A 16,540-nucleotide genomic window follows, 5' to 3' on the forward strand; every position below is an offset into this window, starting at 1 on the left:
CCCGACACCTCGCACTCGCCTTCCGCTTCGCCGGCCGCGAAATGCGCGCCGGGCTGTCCGGTTTCCTGATCTTCATCGCCTGCATCGCGCTCGGCGTCGCGGCCATCGGCGGAGTCAATTCGGTCGCGCAGGCGATCACGCTCGGCGTTTCGAATCAGGGCCAGACGCTGCTCGGCGGCGACATGCGCTTCCAGCTCAACCAGCGCGAGACGACGCCGGACGAGGCCGAGTTCCTGGCCGAGCTCGGCGATGTGACGCACACCGCCGGCATCCGATCGATGGTGCGGCTCGAGGACGGCTCCGACCAGACGCTGGTCGAGGCGAAGGCCGTGGACGCCGCCTATCCGCTCTACGGCGCCGTCGAGACCACCCTCGCCGATCCCATCGCGACGCAGATCGAGGAACGCGACGGCATATATGGCGCGGTCGGTCCCGACATCCTGTTCCAGCGGCTCGGACTCCAGATCGGCGACCGGGTCATCCTCGGCGAGCAGATTTTCGAACTGCGCGCCGAACTCCTGAACGAGCCCGACGCGATCTCGGACGGGTTCGGCCTTGCGCCGCGCCTGATGGTCTCGATCGACGGCCTGCGTGCCTCGGGTCTGTTGCAGGAAGGCAGCCTCGTTGAACACGGCTACAAGATCCGCATGGCGGCCGGCACCACCGAAGAGGAGATCGAGGCCGTGCGCGATGCCGCTGCCGCACAGTTTCCCGAAGCCGGCTGGTCGATCCGCTCGCGCACCAATGCCGCGCCGTCGCTTTCGTCGAACATCGAACGCTTCTCGCAGTTCCTGACGCTGGTCGGGCTGACCGCGCTCGTCGTTGGCGGGGTCGGTGTCGCCAATGCCGTGCGCGCCTATCTCGATGCCAAGCGGGGGGTCATCGCCACCTTCAAGAGCCTCGGCGCCTCCGGTGCGCTGGTTTTCTCGATCTACCTGATCCAGATCCTGATCATCGCCGGCGTCGGCATCGCCATCGGGTTGGTGCTGGCCGCGATCATGCCGTTCGCGGCGAGCGCCATGCTTGCCAGCGTCCTGCCGATCCCATCCGAAGGCGGCATCTATCCCGGCGCGCTGGGATTGGCCGCGCTGTTCGGCCTGATGGTGACGCTCGCCTTCGCCATATTGCCGCTCGGCCGCGCCCGCGACGTGCCGGCCACCGCGCTCTTCCGTGAACTGGGGCTCGAGGGCCGCGGCCTGCCGCGTGCGGTCTACGTCTTGTCGGCCGCCGCCATCGCCGTCCTGCTGGCATTTCTCGCCGTCTGGTTTTCCGGCGACCGGCGGATCGCGACCATCTTCGTCGGCGCGACCATCTTCGCGTTCCTCGTCCTGCGTATCGTCGGAAGCCTCGTCCAGACCCTCGCACGCCGCTCGCCGCGCGTCTCGTCCACGGCGCTCAGGCTCGCGCTCGGCAACGTCCACCGTCCCGGAGCGCTGACGCCGTCGGTCGTCCTGTCGCTCGGCCTCGGCCTGACGCTGCTCGTCACGCTGGCTCTGATCGACGGCAATCTCAGGCGGCAGATCGCGGGTAATCTGCCCGAACAGGCGCCGAATTTCTTCTTCGTCGACATCCAGGCGAACGAGGTCGAGGATTTCGCCGCGCTGGTCGAGACCGAATCGCCCGAAGGCAAGCTCATCCGCGTGCCGATGCTGCGCGGCCGGGTGATGGAGATCAACGAGGTCGACGTGCGCGAGATCGAGGTTCCGCCGGAAGGCGCCTGGGTGCTGCGCGGCGACCGCGGCATCACCTATGCCCGCAACGCGCCGGAGAACTCCACCCTCACCGAAGGCGAATGGTGGCCGCAGGACTATGACGGCGAGCCGCTGGTCTCGTTCGCCGCCGAAGAGGGTGGCGAGATCGGGTTGAGGCTCGGCGACACGATCACCGTCAACGTGCTCGGCCGCAACGTCACCGCGCGGATCGCGAATTTCCGGCAGGTCGAATGGGAATCGATGGGCATCAACTTCGTCATGGTGTTCTCGCCCAACACCTTCGCCGGCGCGCCGCATTCCTGGCTTGCGACGCTTGCCGACGACACCGCGGACAACGCCGACGAAGCGCGCATTCTCAACGCCATCACCCGCAATTTCCCCTCGGTGACCTCGGTGCGGGTCAAGGACGCGCTCGACATCGTCAACCAGATCGTCGCGCAGCTTGCGGTCGCGATCCGCGCGGCGGCGGGCGTCGCGCTCGTCGCCTCAGTGCTGGTGCTCTCGGGCGCGCTTGCCGCCGGAAACCGCGCGCGGGTGCATGACGCGGTCGTGCTGAAGACGCTCGGCGCGACGCGGCGCACACTGATCACCGCCTTTTCGCTCGAATACACGATCATCGGGCTGGCCACCGCGATCTTCGCGCTGTTTGCCGGCGGCGTCGCGGCCTGGTTCGTCATCGCGCGAATCATGGGGCTGCCTTCGGCCTTCCTGCCGGAAGTTGCCGTGTCGACCATCGTCATCGCGCTGGTCCTGACGGTCGGCTTCGGCCTCGTCGGCACGTGGCGCGTGCTGGGCCACAAGGCGGCACCCGTCTTGCGCGAGCTTTAGAAACGGCTCACATTCACGTCAGCGTCGACGAATCGGGACCATTTGCCGCCGTTCACGCCACATTTCAGCGTCGGTTTGGTCTTGTGATCGCCGCACGGAATGCGCATATTCCGCCACAGGCAGTGCTGGAGTCCCGCCAGCGGCGCCTGGGCGAATGTCTGAAGTCAAGCCCGACACCGGACGGGACAGTAGCAAAGAGGACCATTCACATGGCTGACCTTCGTAATTATCAGGCGCGGTACGGGGCCGCCGGCGTCCAGGCCGATGCCTCTATCGACCAGGGCCTGCGCGCCTATATGCTCAGGGTCTACAACCTGATGGCGCTTGGCCTTGCCATCACCGGCGTTGCCGCCCTCGGCACCGTCACGCTCGCCACCACCTCCGACCCGAGCCAGGCCGTCGCCACGCTCGGCAACGGCTCGATGCTGACCGCGCTCGGCGCGACGCTCTACGGCTCGCCGCTGCGCTGGGTCGTCATGCTCGCGCCGCTCGCCATGGTGTTCTTCCTGTCGTTCCGCATCGACAAGATGAGCGTCTCGGCCGCGCAGACCACCTTCTGGGCCTATGCCGCGCTGATGGGCGTGTCGCTGTCGTCGATCTTCCTGGTTTATACCGCCCAGTCGATCACGCAGACCTTCTTCATCACCGCGACCGCCTTCGGCGCCCTGTCGCTGTGGGGCTACACGACCAAGCGCGACCTGACGGGCATGGGCTCGTTCCTGATCATGGGCGTGTTCGGCCTGATCATCGCCATGATCGTCAACATCTTCCTACAGTCCTCGGCGCTTCAGTTCGCGGTCTCCGCGATCGGCGTGCTGATCTTCGCGGGCCTGACCGCCTACGACACGCAGAAGATCAAGGAGATGTATTTCGAGGGCGACGGCGCCGTCGCCATGGGCCGCAAGGCCATCATGGGCGCGCTGCGTCTCTATCTCGACTTCATCAACCTGTTCCTGTTCATGCTGCAATTCCTGGGCAACCGCGAATAGGCTGCACAACATCCAGACGAGCAAGGGGCGGTCTTCGGGCCGCCCTTTTTCGTTGGTCCAGCGACCATGGCGATTTTCACTGCCGCAATGCTCGATTATGCAGGGATGTCCCGGAGAGACCGACTGCATGATCGCCATTCGTCCAGCCACGCGCAACGACCTTCCCGCCATCACCGAAATCTATGCCGACGCCGTCGAAAACGGGACGTCGAGCTATGAATTGACCCCGCCCGATCTCGCCGAGATGACGACGCGCTTTGCCGCGCTCGAGGCAGGCGGGTTTCCCTATCTCGTGGCCACGCGCGACGACCGCCTCGTCGGCTTTGCCTATGCCGGCGCGTTCCGGCCGCGCCCGGCCTACCGCTTCATCGTCGAGAACTCCGTCTATGTCGCGCCCGAGGCGAAAGGGCAGGGCGTCGGCCGGTTATTGATGGAGAAACTGATCGAAGCAGCGACCCGGCTTGGCTTTCGCCAGATGATCGCCGTCATCGGCGACGGGCGCCCCGACAGCGCTTCGATACGGCTCCACGCGAAGATGGGTTTTGCGGATGCCGGCAGGCTCGTCGGCACCGGCTACAAGCACGGCCGTTGGCTCGACACGGCCTTCATGCAGCTTGCGCTCAACGAGGGCGCGGATGCGCAGCCGGACCCCGCCTCGCTGCCCGAACGCCGGTTTCGCGGCGAGGCGTGACGGCGCTTCAGTCCGACGACGATCTGAGCGCCAGCGCCGCCGAGAAGGGGCCGATCACCGCGAAGAAGAGGGTGAGGGCGCACAGGATCAGGAAGGGCGGCAGGAAGGGCTGCGGGTCGTTCGCCGCGCCATGGGCGGCAGAGACGCCGAAGATCAGCACCGGGATCACCAGCGGCAGGATAAGGACGGAAACGAGTAGGCCGCCGCGCGGCAGCGAGACGGCGACCGCCGCGCCCACCGCGCCGATGAAGGCGATGGCCGGCGTGCCGGCGAAAAGCGTCGCCGAGGTCGCGAGGATCGCCACCGGCTCCATGTTCATGAACAGACCGAGCAGCGGCGAGGCGACGACCAGCGGCAGCACGCTCGCCGTCCAGTGCGCCGCACATTTGACGAAGATCGTGACGGCCAGCATGTGGCGCTGGTCGGCGAGGATCAGGAGATCGAGCGACCCGTCCTCGCGGTCGGCCTGGAACAGGCGGTCGAGGCCGAGGAGCGAGGCGAGCAACGCGCCGATCCACAAGATGGCGGGGCCGATTCGGGCGAGGAGGTTGAGGTCGGGTCCGACGCCGAACGGGACGACGGCGACGACAGCGAGAAAGAACAGGACGCCCACCAGCGCCCCGCCGCCGGCCCGAATGCCGAGCCGGATGTCGCGGTGGAGGAGGGCTAGCATGAGGGCAATGCCCAAGCGTTGTGGGATACCACCCCCACTCCGTCCCTTCGGGCCACCTCTCCCCCTGCCCGGGGGAGAGGAAACCAAGCTGGAAAAACGCCGACGATGCGGCGGCGCATTTCCTCTCCCCCGGGCAGGGGGGGCCGGAGGACGGGCGAGACCCGTGGCTCGCCCCGGCCAGGCGGCCGCCGAAGGCGGGCGGCGTGGGGGTACTTGCGCTGCGTCATGCGTTCACGCCGCCCATCACCATCTCCCGCGCTCCCCCGATCCCCAGCGGCACATGCGTCGCCGCCATGATCAGCCCGCCATCCTCCAGATGCGCCCTCATCAGCCCGGCGAATTGCCGTTCCGACCGCGCATCGAGCCCTGCCGTCGGCTCGTCCAGCAGCCAGACCGGGCGGTAGCTCACCAAAAGCCTTGCGATCGAGGCACGGCGCTTCTGGCCGGTGGACAGATAGCCGAAAGGCAGATGGCCGATGTCGGGCAGGCCGACCATCTCCAGCGCCTCGTCGATTTCGAGATGCGGCTCGCCCTCGAAGTCGCGCCAGAATCTGAGATTCTCCTCGACGGTGAGCGCCGTCTTCATCGCGTTCTGGTGGCCGAGATAGTGCGCCGACGAGGCGATCGTCTCATCGCCGGCGCCTTCGAGCGAAACGCTCCCCGCCGATGGCGCGAGAAGCCCGGCGACGACGCGCAGCAGGGTCGACTTGCCCGAGCCGTTCTCGCCGGTCACGACCAGCGCCTCGCCGGCCGAAATCGAAAAGTCGAGCGGACCGAACACATGTTCGCCGGCCCGTTCGCCGCTCAGCCCTGTCGCCATGAGCCGCATGACGGACCCCTTGCTAATTATCGATACGGACGACGAATTTTGCTCCGCCGCTCTCTAGAACTCTTCTACGAAATTCTCTATAGAACCGGCAACCACGCCAGCGGTCGGCGTGCAGATCATTTTGGCCGAACCAGCATAGCGCGCCGCCTTGAACGGCCCGGTTGCGAGGTGACGGACAGCGGAAATGACCGTACCCGCACCTTTGCGCGTGATGCACACTGGCGTTCGTCCCCATCGGCACCGACAGTTAGGGAACGCACGTGTCAAAATCTCTCGACAGCTTCAATTGCCGCCGCACGCTCGACGTGGCGGGCGCGCAGTACACCTACTACAACCTGATCGAAGCCGAGAAGAACGGCCTGACGGGCGTCTCGAAACTGCCCTTCTCGATGAAGGTGCTGCTGGAGAACCTGCTGCGCAACGAGGATGGCCGCACGGTCACCAAGGAATCGATCCAGGCCGTGGCGGGCTGGCTCGACGACAAGGGCACCGCCGGCGTCGAGATCGCCTATCGCCCCGCGCGCGTCCTGATGCAGGACTTCACCGGCGTTCCGGCCGTCGTCGATCTTGCCGCGATGCGCGATGCGATGGTCTCGCTCGGCGGCGATCCGGAGAAGATCAACCCGCTCGTGCCCGTCGACCTCGTCATCGACCATTCGGTGATCGTCGACGAGTTCGGCACGCCGATGGCGTTCGCCCGCAATGTCGAACTGGAATACCAGCGCAACGAGGAGCGCTACAAGTTCCTGAAATGGGGCCAGCAGGCGTTCGACAATTTCCGCGTCGTGCCGCCCGGCACGGGCATCTGCCATCAGGTCAACCTCGAATATCTCGCCCAGACCGTCTGGACCCGCGAGATCGACGGCGAGACGATCGCCTATCCGGACACCTGCGTCGGCACCGACAGCCACACGACGATGGTCAACGGGCTAGGCGTCCTCGGCTGGGGCGTCGGCGGCATCGAGGCGGAGGCGGCCATGCTCGGCCAGCCCGTCTCCATGCTCCTGCCGGAAGTCATCGGCTTCCGCCTCACCGGCAAGCTCAAGGAAGGCGTCACCGCGACCGACCTCGTGCTCACCGTCACGCAGATGCTGCGCAAGAAGGGCGTCGTCGGCAAGTTCGTCGAGTTCTTCGGCGAGGGCCTGTCGTCCATGTCGCTCGCCGACCGCGCGACGATCGGCAACATGGCGCCGGAATATGGCGCGACCTGCGGCTTCTTCCCCGTCGACGGCGAGACCGTGCGCTACCTGACCACTTCGGGCCGCGCGCAGGACCGCATCGATCTCGTCGAAGCCTATTCGAAGGCACAGGGCATGTGGCGTGAGGCCGGTTCGGCCGATCCGGTCTTCACCGACCAGCTCGAACTCGACCTCGGCTCGGTCGTCCCGTCCATGGCCGGCCCGAAGCGCCCGGAAGGCCGTGTCGCGCTCGGCGACATCGCCTCGGGCTTCGCCGCCGCGCTGACCAATGAATACAAGAAGACCGTCGATCTTTCCAAGCGCCACGCCGTCAAGGGCGCGGACTACGAGATCGGCCATGGCGACGTCGCCATTGCCGCCATCACGTCCTGCACCAACACGTCGAACCCATCGGTTCTGATCGGCGCCGGCCTTCTTGCCCGCAATGCCAATCGCCTTGGCCTGAAGCAGAAGCCCTGGGTCAAGACCTCGCTCGCGCCGGGCTCCCAGGTCGTCGCCGAATATCTCGAAAAGTCCGGCCTCCAGAGCGAGCTCGACCAGATCGGCTTCAACCTCGTCGGCTTCGGCTGCACGACCTGCATCGGCAATTCCGGTCCGCTGCCGCAGCCGATCTCTGACACGATCAACGAGAAGGAACTCATTGCAGCGGCGGTTCTTTCAGGAAACAGGAATTTCGAAGGCCGCGTCTCGCCGGACGTGCAGGCGAACTACCTCGCCTCGCCGCCCCTCGTCGTCGCCTATGCGCTCGCCGGTTCCGTCAAGATCGACCTGACCAGCGAGCCGCTGGGCGAGGATCGTGACGGCAATCCGGTGTTCCTGAAGGACATCTGGCCGTCCTCGATCGAGATCCAGGAGTTCATCGCCAGGCATGTGACGCGCGAACTCTTCGCGTCGAAATATGCCGACGTCTTCAAGGGCGACGAGAACTGGCAGAAGGTCGAAGTCTCGGCCGGCCAGACCTACACATGGGACGACGATTCGACCTATGTGCAGAACCCGCCCTATTTCGAAGGCATGGGCGCCAAGGCCGGTTCGTCCATCGCGCCCATCGCGGGCGCGCGCGTTCTCGGCCTCTTCGGCGACAAGATCACCACCGACCACATCTCGCCGGCCGGTTCGATCAAGGCGGCGTCCCCTGCCGGCAAATATCTCACCGACCATGGCGTCGGCGTCGCAGACTTCAACCAGTACGGCACGCGGCGCGGCAATCATGAAGTGATGATGCGCGGCACCTTCGCCAATATCCGCATCCGCAACCACATGCTCGGCGAAAACGGGCGCGAGGGCGGCTACACGATCCACTACCCCTCGAAGGAGGAGATGTCGATCTACGACGCGGCCATGCAATACAAGGCCGAAGGTGTCCCGCTCGTCGTCTTCGCCGGCATCGAATACGGCAATGGCTCCTCGCGCGACTGGGCGGCCAAGGGCACCAACCTGCTCGGCGTGCGCGCCGTCATCGCCCAGTCCTTCGAGCGCATCCACCGCTCCAACCTCGTCGGCATGGGCGTCATTCCGTTCTGCCTGGAGGACGGCACGAGCTGGAAGGATCTCGGCCTGAAGGGCGACGAGACCGTCACCATCGACGGGCTCGACCAGATCAAGCCGCGCCAGAAGATGATCGCAAAGGTCACCTTCGCGGATGGCTCCATGAAGGACGTGCCGATCTGGTGCCGCATCGATACGCTCGACGAGCTCGACTATTTCAAGAATGGCGGCATCCTCCACTACGTGCTGCGCGATCTCGCCGCCTGACCGTTCATCGCGGCCATCAAGGTCGCGTGATCTGAACCGGGGCTTCGGCCCCGGTTTTTTCGTCTATGGGGCAAAAAGTGCTGTGACCCGGCGAAAGCGATGTCATTTGACGTCGTTTGGCGCAAAACTTTCACCGCAACGTGACTTTCCGTTGACCTCGGGGCGGGCCTAACCTTATCCCGAACAGGCGGCGCCATGTCGGCTCGACCGCTCGCAACCGGAATGATGATGGGCAAGCGCCGCGCATTCGGGCTGATCGTCTTCACGACAATCTCCCTTTGGATATTACCGGTATCGGCAACCCCCGATATCGACAGGCCTGTCGCCGTCGTCGAATTGTTCACCAGTCAGGGATGCGATTCGTGTCCCCGCGCCGACGCGCTTCTTGAGCAACTTGCCGAACGCGGCGACGTGGTGGCTCTCGCCTTCCACGTCGATTACTGGGACTATCTCGGCTGGAAGGACACGCTGGGCCGGCCGGAAAACAGCGAGCGCCAGCGCGAATATTCGCGCATGTTCGGCAACCGCTCGGTCTATACCCCGCAGATTGTCGTGAACGGCTCGATCGACGTGAAGGGCTCGAAGCCCGCGCGCGTGGAATCGGCCTTGCGGCGGGCGCAGATGGCCAATTCGCTTGCCCTCGACATCGATCTCGCCTTCGCCGACGACAGCCTCGTGGTCAGGATCGGCGCCGGGGAGGCTCCCGCCGAGGCTGCGATCGTGATCGTCTATTTCGAAGAGCGGGTCGACGTTGCGATCCTGCAAGGCAAGAACCGCGGCCGGACCCACAGCTACGTCCATCCGGTAATGGCCTATCACGGGGCCGGCATGTGGCAGGGCAAGAGCCAGGAACTCAGAATGCCGCTTCACGACGTCCGCAAGAAGAGCAATGGCGGGGTCGCCGTCATCGTTCAGGAGATCAACGCCAACGGTCTGCCGGGAACGATCCGCGGCGCGGCGATGATCCACCATCGGCCCGGTTCCTGACGCGGTGGCAAGGCTCTGCTTTTATTTGGGGAATTGTTGACCGGAGTTGGTTCGATCCGACGTCGGCCCCGTGGGCGGGGGGCTTGGGGTTACGGAAACCGGGTCGGACCGAACCGTCTCAGGCAACGGGTGCAGACTGTCCTCGGATTGGGGCGGCAAATGGGATTAATTGCGGCGGAATTAAGTCACACAATCACCAATTCGGACAGCCTGTCCCGCGTCGTGAAATAGATGTGATCCAAGCGCCACAGTGCATTTGGCCTTGCAATCGCGCGCCGCCCGCGCGACCCTTCGCCTGTCGCGAAACTGTCACGAGGAGGTTCGCCGATGACCGATGGCGGATTTGGCGGAGGCACCGACGCTTCCGCAATACTCATCCCGCTCCATGAAGCCCGCCGCGAGCGCATGGAGCTTCCCGTCACTTTCCACCGTCTCGAACTCGATCTGATCCTGCGACTTTACGGCCGGATGGTCGCCGCAGGCGAGTGGCGTGACTATGCCATCGATCATCTGAAGGACCGGGCGCTCTTTTCGGTCTTCCGTCGCACCAGCGAAGTTCCGCTCTTCCAGATCGTCAAGACACCGGCGCTGGCCCGCAAACAGGGCGCCTTCTCGGTAGCCGCCGCAAATGGCGTGATCCTGAAACGCGGCCACGAACTGCCGCGCGTGCTCACCATATTCGATTCCAAGCTGAAGCTCGTCGGCGCCTGACGCGCGCGACGAACTCACGCACAGGGGCGTGATCATGCGGCGATTGCACGGTCGCCCGCCGCGGGCTATCTGGAAGCGATGAGCCAAACCACCGCCCCCGCAGCCAGATTGACCGATCTCGCCAACCCGACGCGGTTCATCGGCATCGTCGATCGTCTGCTTCCCTTGGTCTACGGCCTCGCCGCACTGACGCTCGCCGTCGGCCTCTATCTGAGCTTTGCCGCGCCCGAGGACTACCAGCAGGGCATCACGGTGAGGATCATGTATATCCATGTGCCCTTCGCATGGCTTTCCATGATGTGCTACTCGCTGATGGCCGTTTCCGCGCTCGGCACGCTGGTCTGGCGCCATCCGCTGGCCGACGTCGCGCTCAAGGCCGCCGCCCCGCTCGGCGCCGCCTTCACGCTTCTGGCCCTCGCCACCGGCTCGATCTGGGGCAAGCCGATGTGGGGAACTTGGTGGGTTTGGGACGCGCGGCTGACCTCGGTCTTCGTCCTTTTCCTCATGTATCTCGGCATCATCGCGCTGACCCGCGCGCTGGACGATCCGGGTCGCTCGGCAAGGGCGGCCGCCATCGTGACGCTGGTCGGCTTCATCAACATCCCGATCATCAAATTCTCGGTCGACTGGTGGAACACGCTGCACCAGCCCGCCTCGGTCATCCGGCTCGACGGCCCGACGATCCATTCCTCCATGCTGTGGCCGCTGCTCGTCATGGCCGCCGGCTTCACTCTCCTTTTCCTCGCCTTCCACCTGACGGCGATGCGGACCGAGATCTGGCGCCGCCGGGTCGCCGCGATGCGCCGGCTCGCTGCACGGCGCGCGGACGTGGAGGTGAGCGCGTGAGCCATGTCGCCTATGTCAGCGCCGCCTACGGGACGACGATCCTCGTCCTGGCCGGTATTGCGCTCTGGCTCGTCGCCGACCATCGCGCGCGACGGCGCGAACTCGCCGATCTCGAGGCGCGCGGCGTGCGCCGGCGTTCGCAGGCGAAGCCATGAGCATGGAGGCCGAGACCTCGAGGAAGCGCCTGCCCTGGCTGGCGCTCCTGCCGCTTCTGCTCTTCCTCGCGCTTGCCGGCGTCTTCCTGTTCCAGCTTCTGTCGGGCCGCGATGCATCCGTCGTCCCCTCCGCGCTGATCGGCGCGCCGGCGCCGCAGACGAGCCTGCCGCCGCTCGAAGGCTCGACGCTTCCCGGCATCGAGAGCGCCGCCTTCGACGGCAAGCTGACGCTCGTCAATGTCTGGGCGTCGTGGTGCGCGCCATGCCGGCAGGAGCATCCGTTGCTGATGGAGCTTGCCGAGGACGAGGACCTCGTCATCGCCGGCCTGAACTACAAGGACCGGCCCCAGCAGGCGCGGGCCTTTCTCGCCGAACTCGGCAATCCCTTTGACGCAATCGGCGTCGACGGCTCCGGGCGTACCGCCATCGACTGGGGCGTCTACGGCGTGCCGGAAACCTTTCTGGTCGGCCCGGACGGCATGATCCTCTACAAGCATGTCGGCCCGTTCACGGCCCGATCGATGCGCGACGGGCTGATGCCGGCGATCGAACGGGCGCGGGGCGGCTGATCAGGCCAGGAGCGCGCGGATCGTTCGTTCGAGAAGAGGACGGCCGCCGGGTGTCCAGCCCAGTGATTTCAGCCGGGAACACTCCATCTCGTTGATCGCCGCCCAATTCGCCCGCTCGGGCAGGGGATTGGGCGAGCCGGTCGCTGCCTGAACGATGGCGAGCAGATCGTGCCGGTCGACCATCATGTCGGAAACGTTGAGGATCGGCGGCGCTTGCTCGCGGAGCGCGATGCGGATGGCGGCGGCGACGTCCTCGCCATGGACTTCGGTGCCCGCGCGCGGGGCGATCGTCCTGCCGGCCAGATAATCCTCGAAAAGGTCCGCCCATTTGTGCCGGCGGCCCCGACCGGCAGGACCGTAGACGCCGGTGACGCGCAGGACGATCGACGTGAAATCTGCGTCCGCCATTGCGACCAACGCCTGTTCCGCGTCGCGCTTGACCTTGCCGTAGAGCGTGTCGGGGATCGCAGGCGTGTCTTCGTCCAGCGTCGTGCCGGCGGCCTTGGTTCCATAGACGGCGCGTGTCGACAGAAAGATCACGCGAGAAAGGCCGGCCGCCTTCGCCGCTTCGAACAACGCGACCGAGCCGTCGCGATTGCGCCGGACGAAGCTGGCCGGATCGTCGCCCTCACCGCCGCGATATCTGCCGGGCAGGTGGTCGAATGCGGCATGGACGACCGCGTCGAAGCCGGCGAAGGCTTCCGGCCTGAATGTCTGCGGTTCGAGATGGCCGCCGATGAAGCCGACCGGCCGGGAGAAGAAGCCGGCCAATGGTTCGGAGCGGCCGAAAACCGTCACCGCGTCGCCATCGGCCAGAAGCCGCTCGACGATGAAACGCCCGACATAGCCCGAACCGCCGGTGACGAGGACGCGTCTCATGGCGATGGATTGGCCAGCGTGTCGATGTCGGGGATGTTCTCGCCGGTGAGATAAGCGTGCCACAGATCGATCAGCGGGCGCAGCTTGCCGGCCTTCGGATGGTCGGCCTCCCACGGCTTTTCATACTGGAAGTGAATCACGCGCACCGACTTCCAGTCCCACAGCGCCGGCAGGGCGAACCAGGCATATTGCAGCATGTTGTCGAACACCGGCAGGCCGTGCCAATCGGGGAAGAACGCCTGAAGGAAGGTCTGGTCGGTGCGCCGCCAGTGCGCGCCGGGCGCGTCGAGCCGGGTCAGCATCGCGTCGAAGGTTGCGCGCGCGGGCTTTGCAACGAACACGCCGGAGTTCATCCGGTGAAAGTCGGCAAGGCTCTCATAGACGTTCGGCGCGGCGCAGAATTCGGGATAGCCGAAGAGCCGGTCGATGTTGCGGACCACGATCACGTCGGCGTCGATGAAGACGATGCGCTCGTAATCTTCAAGCTCCCACAGCCTCAACTTGGCGAAATTGTCGAGCGGGGTGTGAAAGTCCGGCTTGCGGCCCTTGGTAAAGGGCTTTTCCGCGTGGATGCGGGCGCGGGAATGGCGCTCGTTGAAGGCGTCGGAGGTGGGCAGGAGGCCCGCGCGGTGGAGTTTCGCGCCGAGTGCGGTCAAGGGCGCGAGCATCTGCGCGTCCACCCCGCCCGTGTGCATGACCACGATGTCGGCCGCCGTGCCGGTCAGCTTCAGCGAGCGGACGAGGGCGGTGGCGCCGAGGACGTAGTCGGGATTGGTGACGAGGGTGGCGTAGGCGTTGCGCTGCATGATGCGGTCTTGGGGCTCGGTCACGCGGCGGGCGACAGCAATTCTCTCGACAGTTGCGTCTTCGCATCGAGAAGTTCGATGCCGACGATATGACCTGCCTCGTCGAAATCGAAGGCGACGCCGGGCGAAACTTCCTCGCTATCGAGGACCTTCGCACTGGAAAGCCGGATATAGGCCGCGTTGGCGGCGGCGTCGTATTTCATGTGCGGGGTCATGGTCGCCTTGCCTTCCGATCGAAAAACACAGTCGATATACGGATATGGGCGTCGCTTTCCAAGCAAGCCACGCGAAGGGTGCGGTCGTCGAAAGCCGGAATCGCCTGAAACGACGCTCGGCGTCGCTGGCACTCAGCTAACGCTCTTCAGCGCCTTGCCTTCCGGGTCGCGGTCGAGCGTGGGGGCGATGTCCCTGGTCCAGGCGGAGACGGCAGGGATGCGGGAGCGGTCGACGCGGTAGGCGTATTTCTTCGCCACGTCCACGACCTCGGACAACAGCCCTTCGGCGAGCCGGATCGGGTCGAGGCCCAGCGCCATGAACTGTTCGTTCTGCACGACGAGCTCGTTCTCGGCCGCTTCCTTGCGCGGGTTGGGCAGATACGCGACCTTGGCACCGGCGATCTTCGCGACCAGTTCGGCCAGGTCGCGCACGCGATGCGTCTCGGTCATCTGGTTGAAGATCTTGACGCGCTCGCCGCGCCTGGGCGCGTTCTTGAGCGCGATCTCGATACAGCGCACCGAATCCTGGATGTGGATGAAAGCGCGGGTCTGGCCGCCTGTTCCGTGTACCGTCAGCGGATAGCCGATCGCCGCCTGGATCAGGAAGCGGTTCAGAACCGTGCCGTAGTCGCCATCATAGTCGAAGCGGTTGACGAGCTGGACGTGGCGGCGCGTCTGGTCTGTATGCGTGCCCCAGACGATGCCCTGGTGCAGGTCTGTGATTCTGACACCGTCGTTCTTGGCATAGAACTGGAACAGCAACTGATCGAGGCATTTGGTCATGTGGTAGATCGAGCCGGGATTGGCCGGATAGAGGATCTCCTGCTTCACCGTTTCGCCGGCCATCGTGTCGATGCCGACCGGGAGATAGCCCTCGGGGATCGCCGCGCCGACTGTCGAATAGCCGTAGACGCCCATGGTGCCGAGGTGCACCAGATGCGCATCGAGGCCGGTCTCGACCATCGCGTTCAGCAGATTGTGGGTCGCGCTGACATTGTTGTTGACCGTGTAGTTCTTGTGCCGGTCCGATTTCATCGAATAGGGCGCGGCGCGCTGTTCGGCGAAGTGGATGATCGCGTCCGGCCGTTCGCTCGCGAGCCACCCCTTCAAGAGATCGTAGTCGCGGGCGAGGTCGATCAGGTGGAAATGGATGCGCCGGCCGGTCTCCTGATACCAGATGCGCGTCCGCTCCTGGATCGAATCCATCGGCGTCAGCGACTGCACGCCGAGTTCGGTGTCGATCCAGCGGCGCGACAGATTGTCGAGGATGTGGATGTCGTGGCCTTCATTCGACAGATGCAGGCTCGTCGGCCAGCCCACGAAACCGTCACCGCCCAGAACCGCAATCTTCATCGAAGCACACTCCTTGGATCGTCAGGCCGAATGTCGCCGACCTATGTGACGTGGATATTACCAGAGCGACGTCTTGTAGGCGTCGTCCAGATCGCGGTCGATGACGGTCGCGGCAACGGAAAGGGCGAGCTGGTCGCGCAGCATTTCGCCCAGCGTCGGCATTTCGGAGCGCGCCGGCCAGGTTTCCGGCTTCCACAGCGCGGAGCGCATGAACGCCTTGGCGCAGTGCATGTAGGCGGCACGGATTTCGACAACGAGCGCGCTGATCGCCGGCTTGCCGTCGACGGCGAGACGATTGCAAAGCTGCGCGTCTGCGGTGATGCGGCCGATGCCGTTGACACGCAGCGTCTCGTTCATGCCGGGGATGAGGAAGAGAAGCCCCACCGTCGGGTTGACGACGATGTTCTGCCAGGTGTCGAGCCGGTTGTTGCCCGGCCGGTCGGGGATCGCCAGCGTGTGGTCGTCGAGGATCGCGACGAAGCCGGGCCGGTCGCCCTTGGGCGTCACGTCACCATTGCCCGCATCGTCGGACGAGCCGATCAAGACGAAGGGCGAGCGTTCGAGGAAGCGGCGCGCATGTGCGTCGAGCGCAGGCAGTTCCTTGCGGACGGCCCCGTCGCCGGGCTGCCGGTAATGCGCGCGCAAATCTTCGCGGCTGGTGATGAAATCCATGACGGAAGTCCTATTCGGCAGGTTCGCCCTTGCCCGTTTCGGCCAGCGAATGGCGCATGATCAGCGGCATCTGGGAAAGCGTGAAGGCGATGGTGATCGGCATCGTGCCCCAGACCTTGAAGGCGACCCAGAAATCGGTCGAGAAATTGCGCCAGACGATTTCGTTCAGCAGGGCGAGAAAGACGAAGAACAGGCCCCAGCGCAAGGTCAGCTTGCGCCAGCCTTCGGCGTCGAGCTTGAAGGCGGCCTCGAAGACGTAGCCGAGCAGCGCCTTGCCGAACATCAGCCCGCCGAGCAGCACCGCGGCGAAGAGACCGTTGACGATGGTCGGCTTCATCTTGATGAAGATTTCGTCCTGAAGATAGAGCGTCAGCGCGCCGAAGACGAAGACGACGACGCCGGAGACGAGCGGCATCATCGGCAGCGTGCGCGTCAGTGTCCAGGAGACGGTGAGCGCGATGGCGGTGGCGATCATGAACAGGAAGGTGGCGAGGAAGATCGGATCGCCGATCGAGCCCAGCGCCGGAAATATCTCGGTCAGCCACTCGCCTCGCAGGTTTGCGAAGAAGAAGACGAGCAGCGGCCCGAGTTCGAGCGCGAATTTCAGCAGCGGATTGATCTCCACCTTCTTCGGGTCGCCGGGTTCGCGTTCGATGATGCGTTCGCTCATG

Annotated in this window: 17 protein-coding genes; 9 read left to right on the forward strand and 8 right to left on the reverse strand. The window is 65.2% G+C overall.

The features are described from left to right. Window positions 1-41: 41 nt before the first annotated feature. The 3 genes from PZ895_RS12615 to PZ895_RS12625 all read left to right on the forward strand — a co-directional run bounded on the left by PZ895_RS12615 (window position 42) and on the right by PZ895_RS12625 (window position 4,220). The gene (locus tag PZ895_RS12615) at window positions 42-2,540 is read left to right on the forward strand and encodes an ABC transporter permease (RefSeq protein ID WP_275839792.1); all 2,499 of its coding nucleotides are present in this window, start codon (window positions 42-44) and stop codon (window positions 2,538-2,540) included. A 209-nt stretch (window positions 2,541-2,749) separates the two neighbouring features. Beyond that, the gene (locus tag PZ895_RS12620) at window positions 2,750-3,529 is read left to right on the forward strand and encodes a Bax inhibitor-1/YccA family protein (protein ID WP_275839344.1); all 780 of its coding nucleotides are present in this window, start codon (window positions 2,750-2,752) and stop codon (window positions 3,527-3,529) included. 127 nt (window positions 3,530-3,656) lie between these two features. Continuing rightward, a complete protein-coding gene (locus PZ895_RS12625) occupies window positions 3,657-4,220 on the forward strand; it encodes a GNAT family N-acetyltransferase (protein ID WP_275839345.1) in 564 nt (187 codons plus the stop codon). 7 nt (window positions 4,221-4,227) lie between these two features. Here PZ895_RS12625 and ccmB read toward each other — a convergent pair whose 3' ends face one another. After that, entirely contained in the window at window positions 4,228-4,893 is a 666-nt protein-coding gene (gene ccmB, locus PZ895_RS12630) for a heme exporter protein CcmB (RefSeq protein ID WP_275839346.1), read from the reverse strand. Between the two features lie 223 nt (window positions 4,894-5,116). Next, the gene (gene ccmA, locus PZ895_RS12635) at window positions 5,117-5,722 is read right to left on the reverse strand and encodes a heme ABC exporter ATP-binding protein CcmA (protein ID WP_275839347.1); all 606 of its coding nucleotides are present in this window, start codon (window positions 5,720-5,722) and stop codon (window positions 5,117-5,119) included. 260 nt (window positions 5,723-5,982) lie between these two features. Between ccmA and acnA the strand changes: the two genes are divergently transcribed. The 6 genes from acnA (at window position 5,983) to PZ895_RS12665 (ending at window position 11,944) form a co-directional block, all read left to right on the forward strand. Next, entirely contained in the window at window positions 5,983-8,676 is a 2,694-nt protein-coding gene (gene acnA, locus PZ895_RS12640) for an aconitate hydratase AcnA (RefSeq protein ID WP_275839348.1), read from the forward strand. A gap of 195 nt (window positions 8,677-8,871) precedes the next feature. Beyond that, window positions 8,872-9,663, forward strand: coding sequence for a DUF1223 domain-containing protein (locus PZ895_RS12645; RefSeq protein WP_275839349.1), 792 nt, complete (start codon window positions 8,872-8,874; stop codon window positions 9,661-9,663). Window positions 9,664-9,990: 327 nt separating this feature from the next. Continuing rightward, on the forward strand, window positions 9,991-10,374 hold the full coding sequence (locus tag PZ895_RS12650; RefSeq protein WP_275839350.1) for a DUF2794 domain-containing protein: 384 nt from the start codon (window positions 9,991-9,993) through the stop codon (window positions 10,372-10,374). Between the two features lie 78 nt (window positions 10,375-10,452). Then, window positions 10,453-11,220: a heme ABC transporter permease gene (locus tag PZ895_RS12655; protein ID WP_275839351.1), complete on the forward strand. Its 768-nt coding sequence runs from the start codon at window positions 10,453-10,455 to the stop codon at window positions 11,218-11,220. After that, a complete protein-coding gene (gene ccmD / locus PZ895_RS12660) occupies window positions 11,217-11,375 on the forward strand; it encodes a heme exporter protein CcmD (protein WP_275839352.1) in 159 nt (52 codons plus the stop codon). The genes PZ895_RS12655 and ccmD overlap by 4 nt, the downstream gene beginning before the upstream one ends. Further along, window positions 11,372-11,944: a DsbE family thiol:disulfide interchange protein gene (locus PZ895_RS12665; RefSeq protein WP_275839353.1), complete on the forward strand. Its 573-nt coding sequence runs from the start codon at window positions 11,372-11,374 to the stop codon at window positions 11,942-11,944. The genes ccmD and PZ895_RS12665 overlap by 4 nt, the downstream gene beginning before the upstream one ends. Here the strand turns inward: PZ895_RS12665 and PZ895_RS12670 are convergent, their stop codons facing one another. The 6 genes from PZ895_RS12670 to PZ895_RS12695 all read right to left on the reverse strand — a co-directional run bounded on the left by PZ895_RS12670 (window position 11,945) and on the right by PZ895_RS12695 (window position 16,539). After that, window positions 11,945-12,823 carry an NAD(P)-dependent oxidoreductase gene (locus tag PZ895_RS12670; RefSeq protein WP_275839354.1) on the reverse strand — a complete coding sequence of 293 codons (879 nt, stop codon included), beginning with the start codon at window positions 12,821-12,823 and terminating at the stop codon, window positions 11,945-11,947. Beyond that, window positions 12,820-13,629, reverse strand: a complete 810-nt coding sequence (locus tag PZ895_RS12675) for a glycosyltransferase (protein WP_275839355.1) — start codon at window positions 13,627-13,629, stop codon at window positions 12,820-12,822. The genes PZ895_RS12670 and PZ895_RS12675 overlap by 4 nt, the downstream gene beginning before the upstream one ends. Before the next feature lie 20 nt (window positions 13,630-13,649). Beyond that, window positions 13,650-13,844 carry a DUF2283 domain-containing protein gene (locus PZ895_RS12680; protein WP_275839356.1) on the reverse strand — a complete coding sequence of 65 codons (195 nt, stop codon included), beginning with the start codon at window positions 13,842-13,844 and terminating at the stop codon, window positions 13,650-13,652. A 132-nt stretch (window positions 13,845-13,976) separates the two neighbouring features. Further along, entirely contained in the window at window positions 13,977-15,197 is a 1,221-nt protein-coding gene (locus tag PZ895_RS12685; RefSeq protein ID WP_275839357.1) for an NAD-dependent epimerase/dehydratase family protein, read from the reverse strand. 57 nt (window positions 15,198-15,254) lie between these two features. Then, window positions 15,255-15,869: a pyridoxamine 5'-phosphate oxidase family protein gene (locus tag PZ895_RS12690; RefSeq protein ID WP_275839358.1), complete on the reverse strand. Its 615-nt coding sequence runs from the start codon at window positions 15,867-15,869 to the stop codon at window positions 15,255-15,257. 10 nt (window positions 15,870-15,879) lie between these two features. Further along, window positions 15,880-16,539 carry a septation protein A gene (locus PZ895_RS12695; protein WP_275839359.1) on the reverse strand — a complete coding sequence of 220 codons (660 nt, stop codon included), beginning with the start codon at window positions 16,537-16,539 and terminating at the stop codon, window positions 15,880-15,882. Between the last annotated feature and the right edge of the window lies 1 nt (window position 16,540).

This window comes from Mesorhizobium sp. YIM 152430 (assembly GCF_029210365.1).
Taxonomy (GTDB): Bacteria; Pseudomonadota; Alphaproteobacteria; order Rhizobiales; family Rhizobiaceae; genus Aliihoeflea.

Coding starts and splice junctions, on each gene's coding strand:
- PZ895_RS12680 (WP_275839356.1), bottom strand. CDS start 13,844: ATGACCCCGCACATGAAATACGACGCCGCCGCCAACGCGGCCTATATC.
- ccmB (WP_275839346.1), bottom strand. CDS start 4,893: ATGCTAGCCCTCCTCCACCGCGACATCCGGCTCGGCATTCGGGCCGGC.
- PZ895_RS12695 (WP_275839359.1), bottom strand. CDS start 16,539: ATGAGCGAACGCATCATCGAACGCGAACCCGGCGACCCGAAGAAGGTG.
- PZ895_RS12650 (WP_275839350.1), top strand. CDS start 9,991: ATGACCGATGGCGGATTTGGCGGAGGCACCGACGCTTCCGCAATACTC.
- PZ895_RS12675 (WP_275839355.1), bottom strand. CDS start 13,629: ATGCAGCGCAACGCCTACGCCACCCTCGTCACCAATCCCGACTACGTC.
- PZ895_RS12670 (WP_275839354.1), bottom strand. CDS start 12,823: ATGAGACGCGTCCTCGTCACCGGCGGTTCGGGCTATGTCGGGCGTTTC.
- PZ895_RS12655 (WP_275839351.1), top strand. CDS start 10,453: ATGAGCCAAACCACCGCCCCCGCAGCCAGATTGACCGATCTCGCCAAC.
- PZ895_RS12665 (WP_275839353.1), top strand. CDS start 11,372: ATGAGCATGGAGGCCGAGACCTCGAGGAAGCGCCTGCCCTGGCTGGCG.
- PZ895_RS12615 (WP_275839792.1), top strand. CDS start 42: ATGCGCGCCGGGCTGTCCGGTTTCCTGATCTTCATCGCCTGCATCGCG.
- PZ895_RS12620 (WP_275839344.1), top strand. CDS start 2,750: ATGGCTGACCTTCGTAATTATCAGGCGCGGTACGGGGCCGCCGGCGTC.
- PZ895_RS12645 (WP_275839349.1), top strand. CDS start 8,872: ATGTCGGCTCGACCGCTCGCAACCGGAATGATGATGGGCAAGCGCCGC.
- ccmA (WP_275839347.1), bottom strand. CDS start 5,722: ATGCGGCTCATGGCGACAGGGCTGAGCGGCGAACGGGCCGGCGAACAT.
- PZ895_RS12625 (WP_275839345.1), top strand. CDS start 3,657: ATGATCGCCATTCGTCCAGCCACGCGCAACGACCTTCCCGCCATCACC.
- PZ895_RS12690 (WP_275839358.1), bottom strand. CDS start 15,869: ATGGATTTCATCACCAGCCGCGAAGATTTGCGCGCGCATTACCGGCAG.
- PZ895_RS12685 (WP_275839357.1), bottom strand. CDS start 15,197: ATGAAGATTGCGGTTCTGGGCGGTGACGGTTTCGTGGGCTGGCCGACG.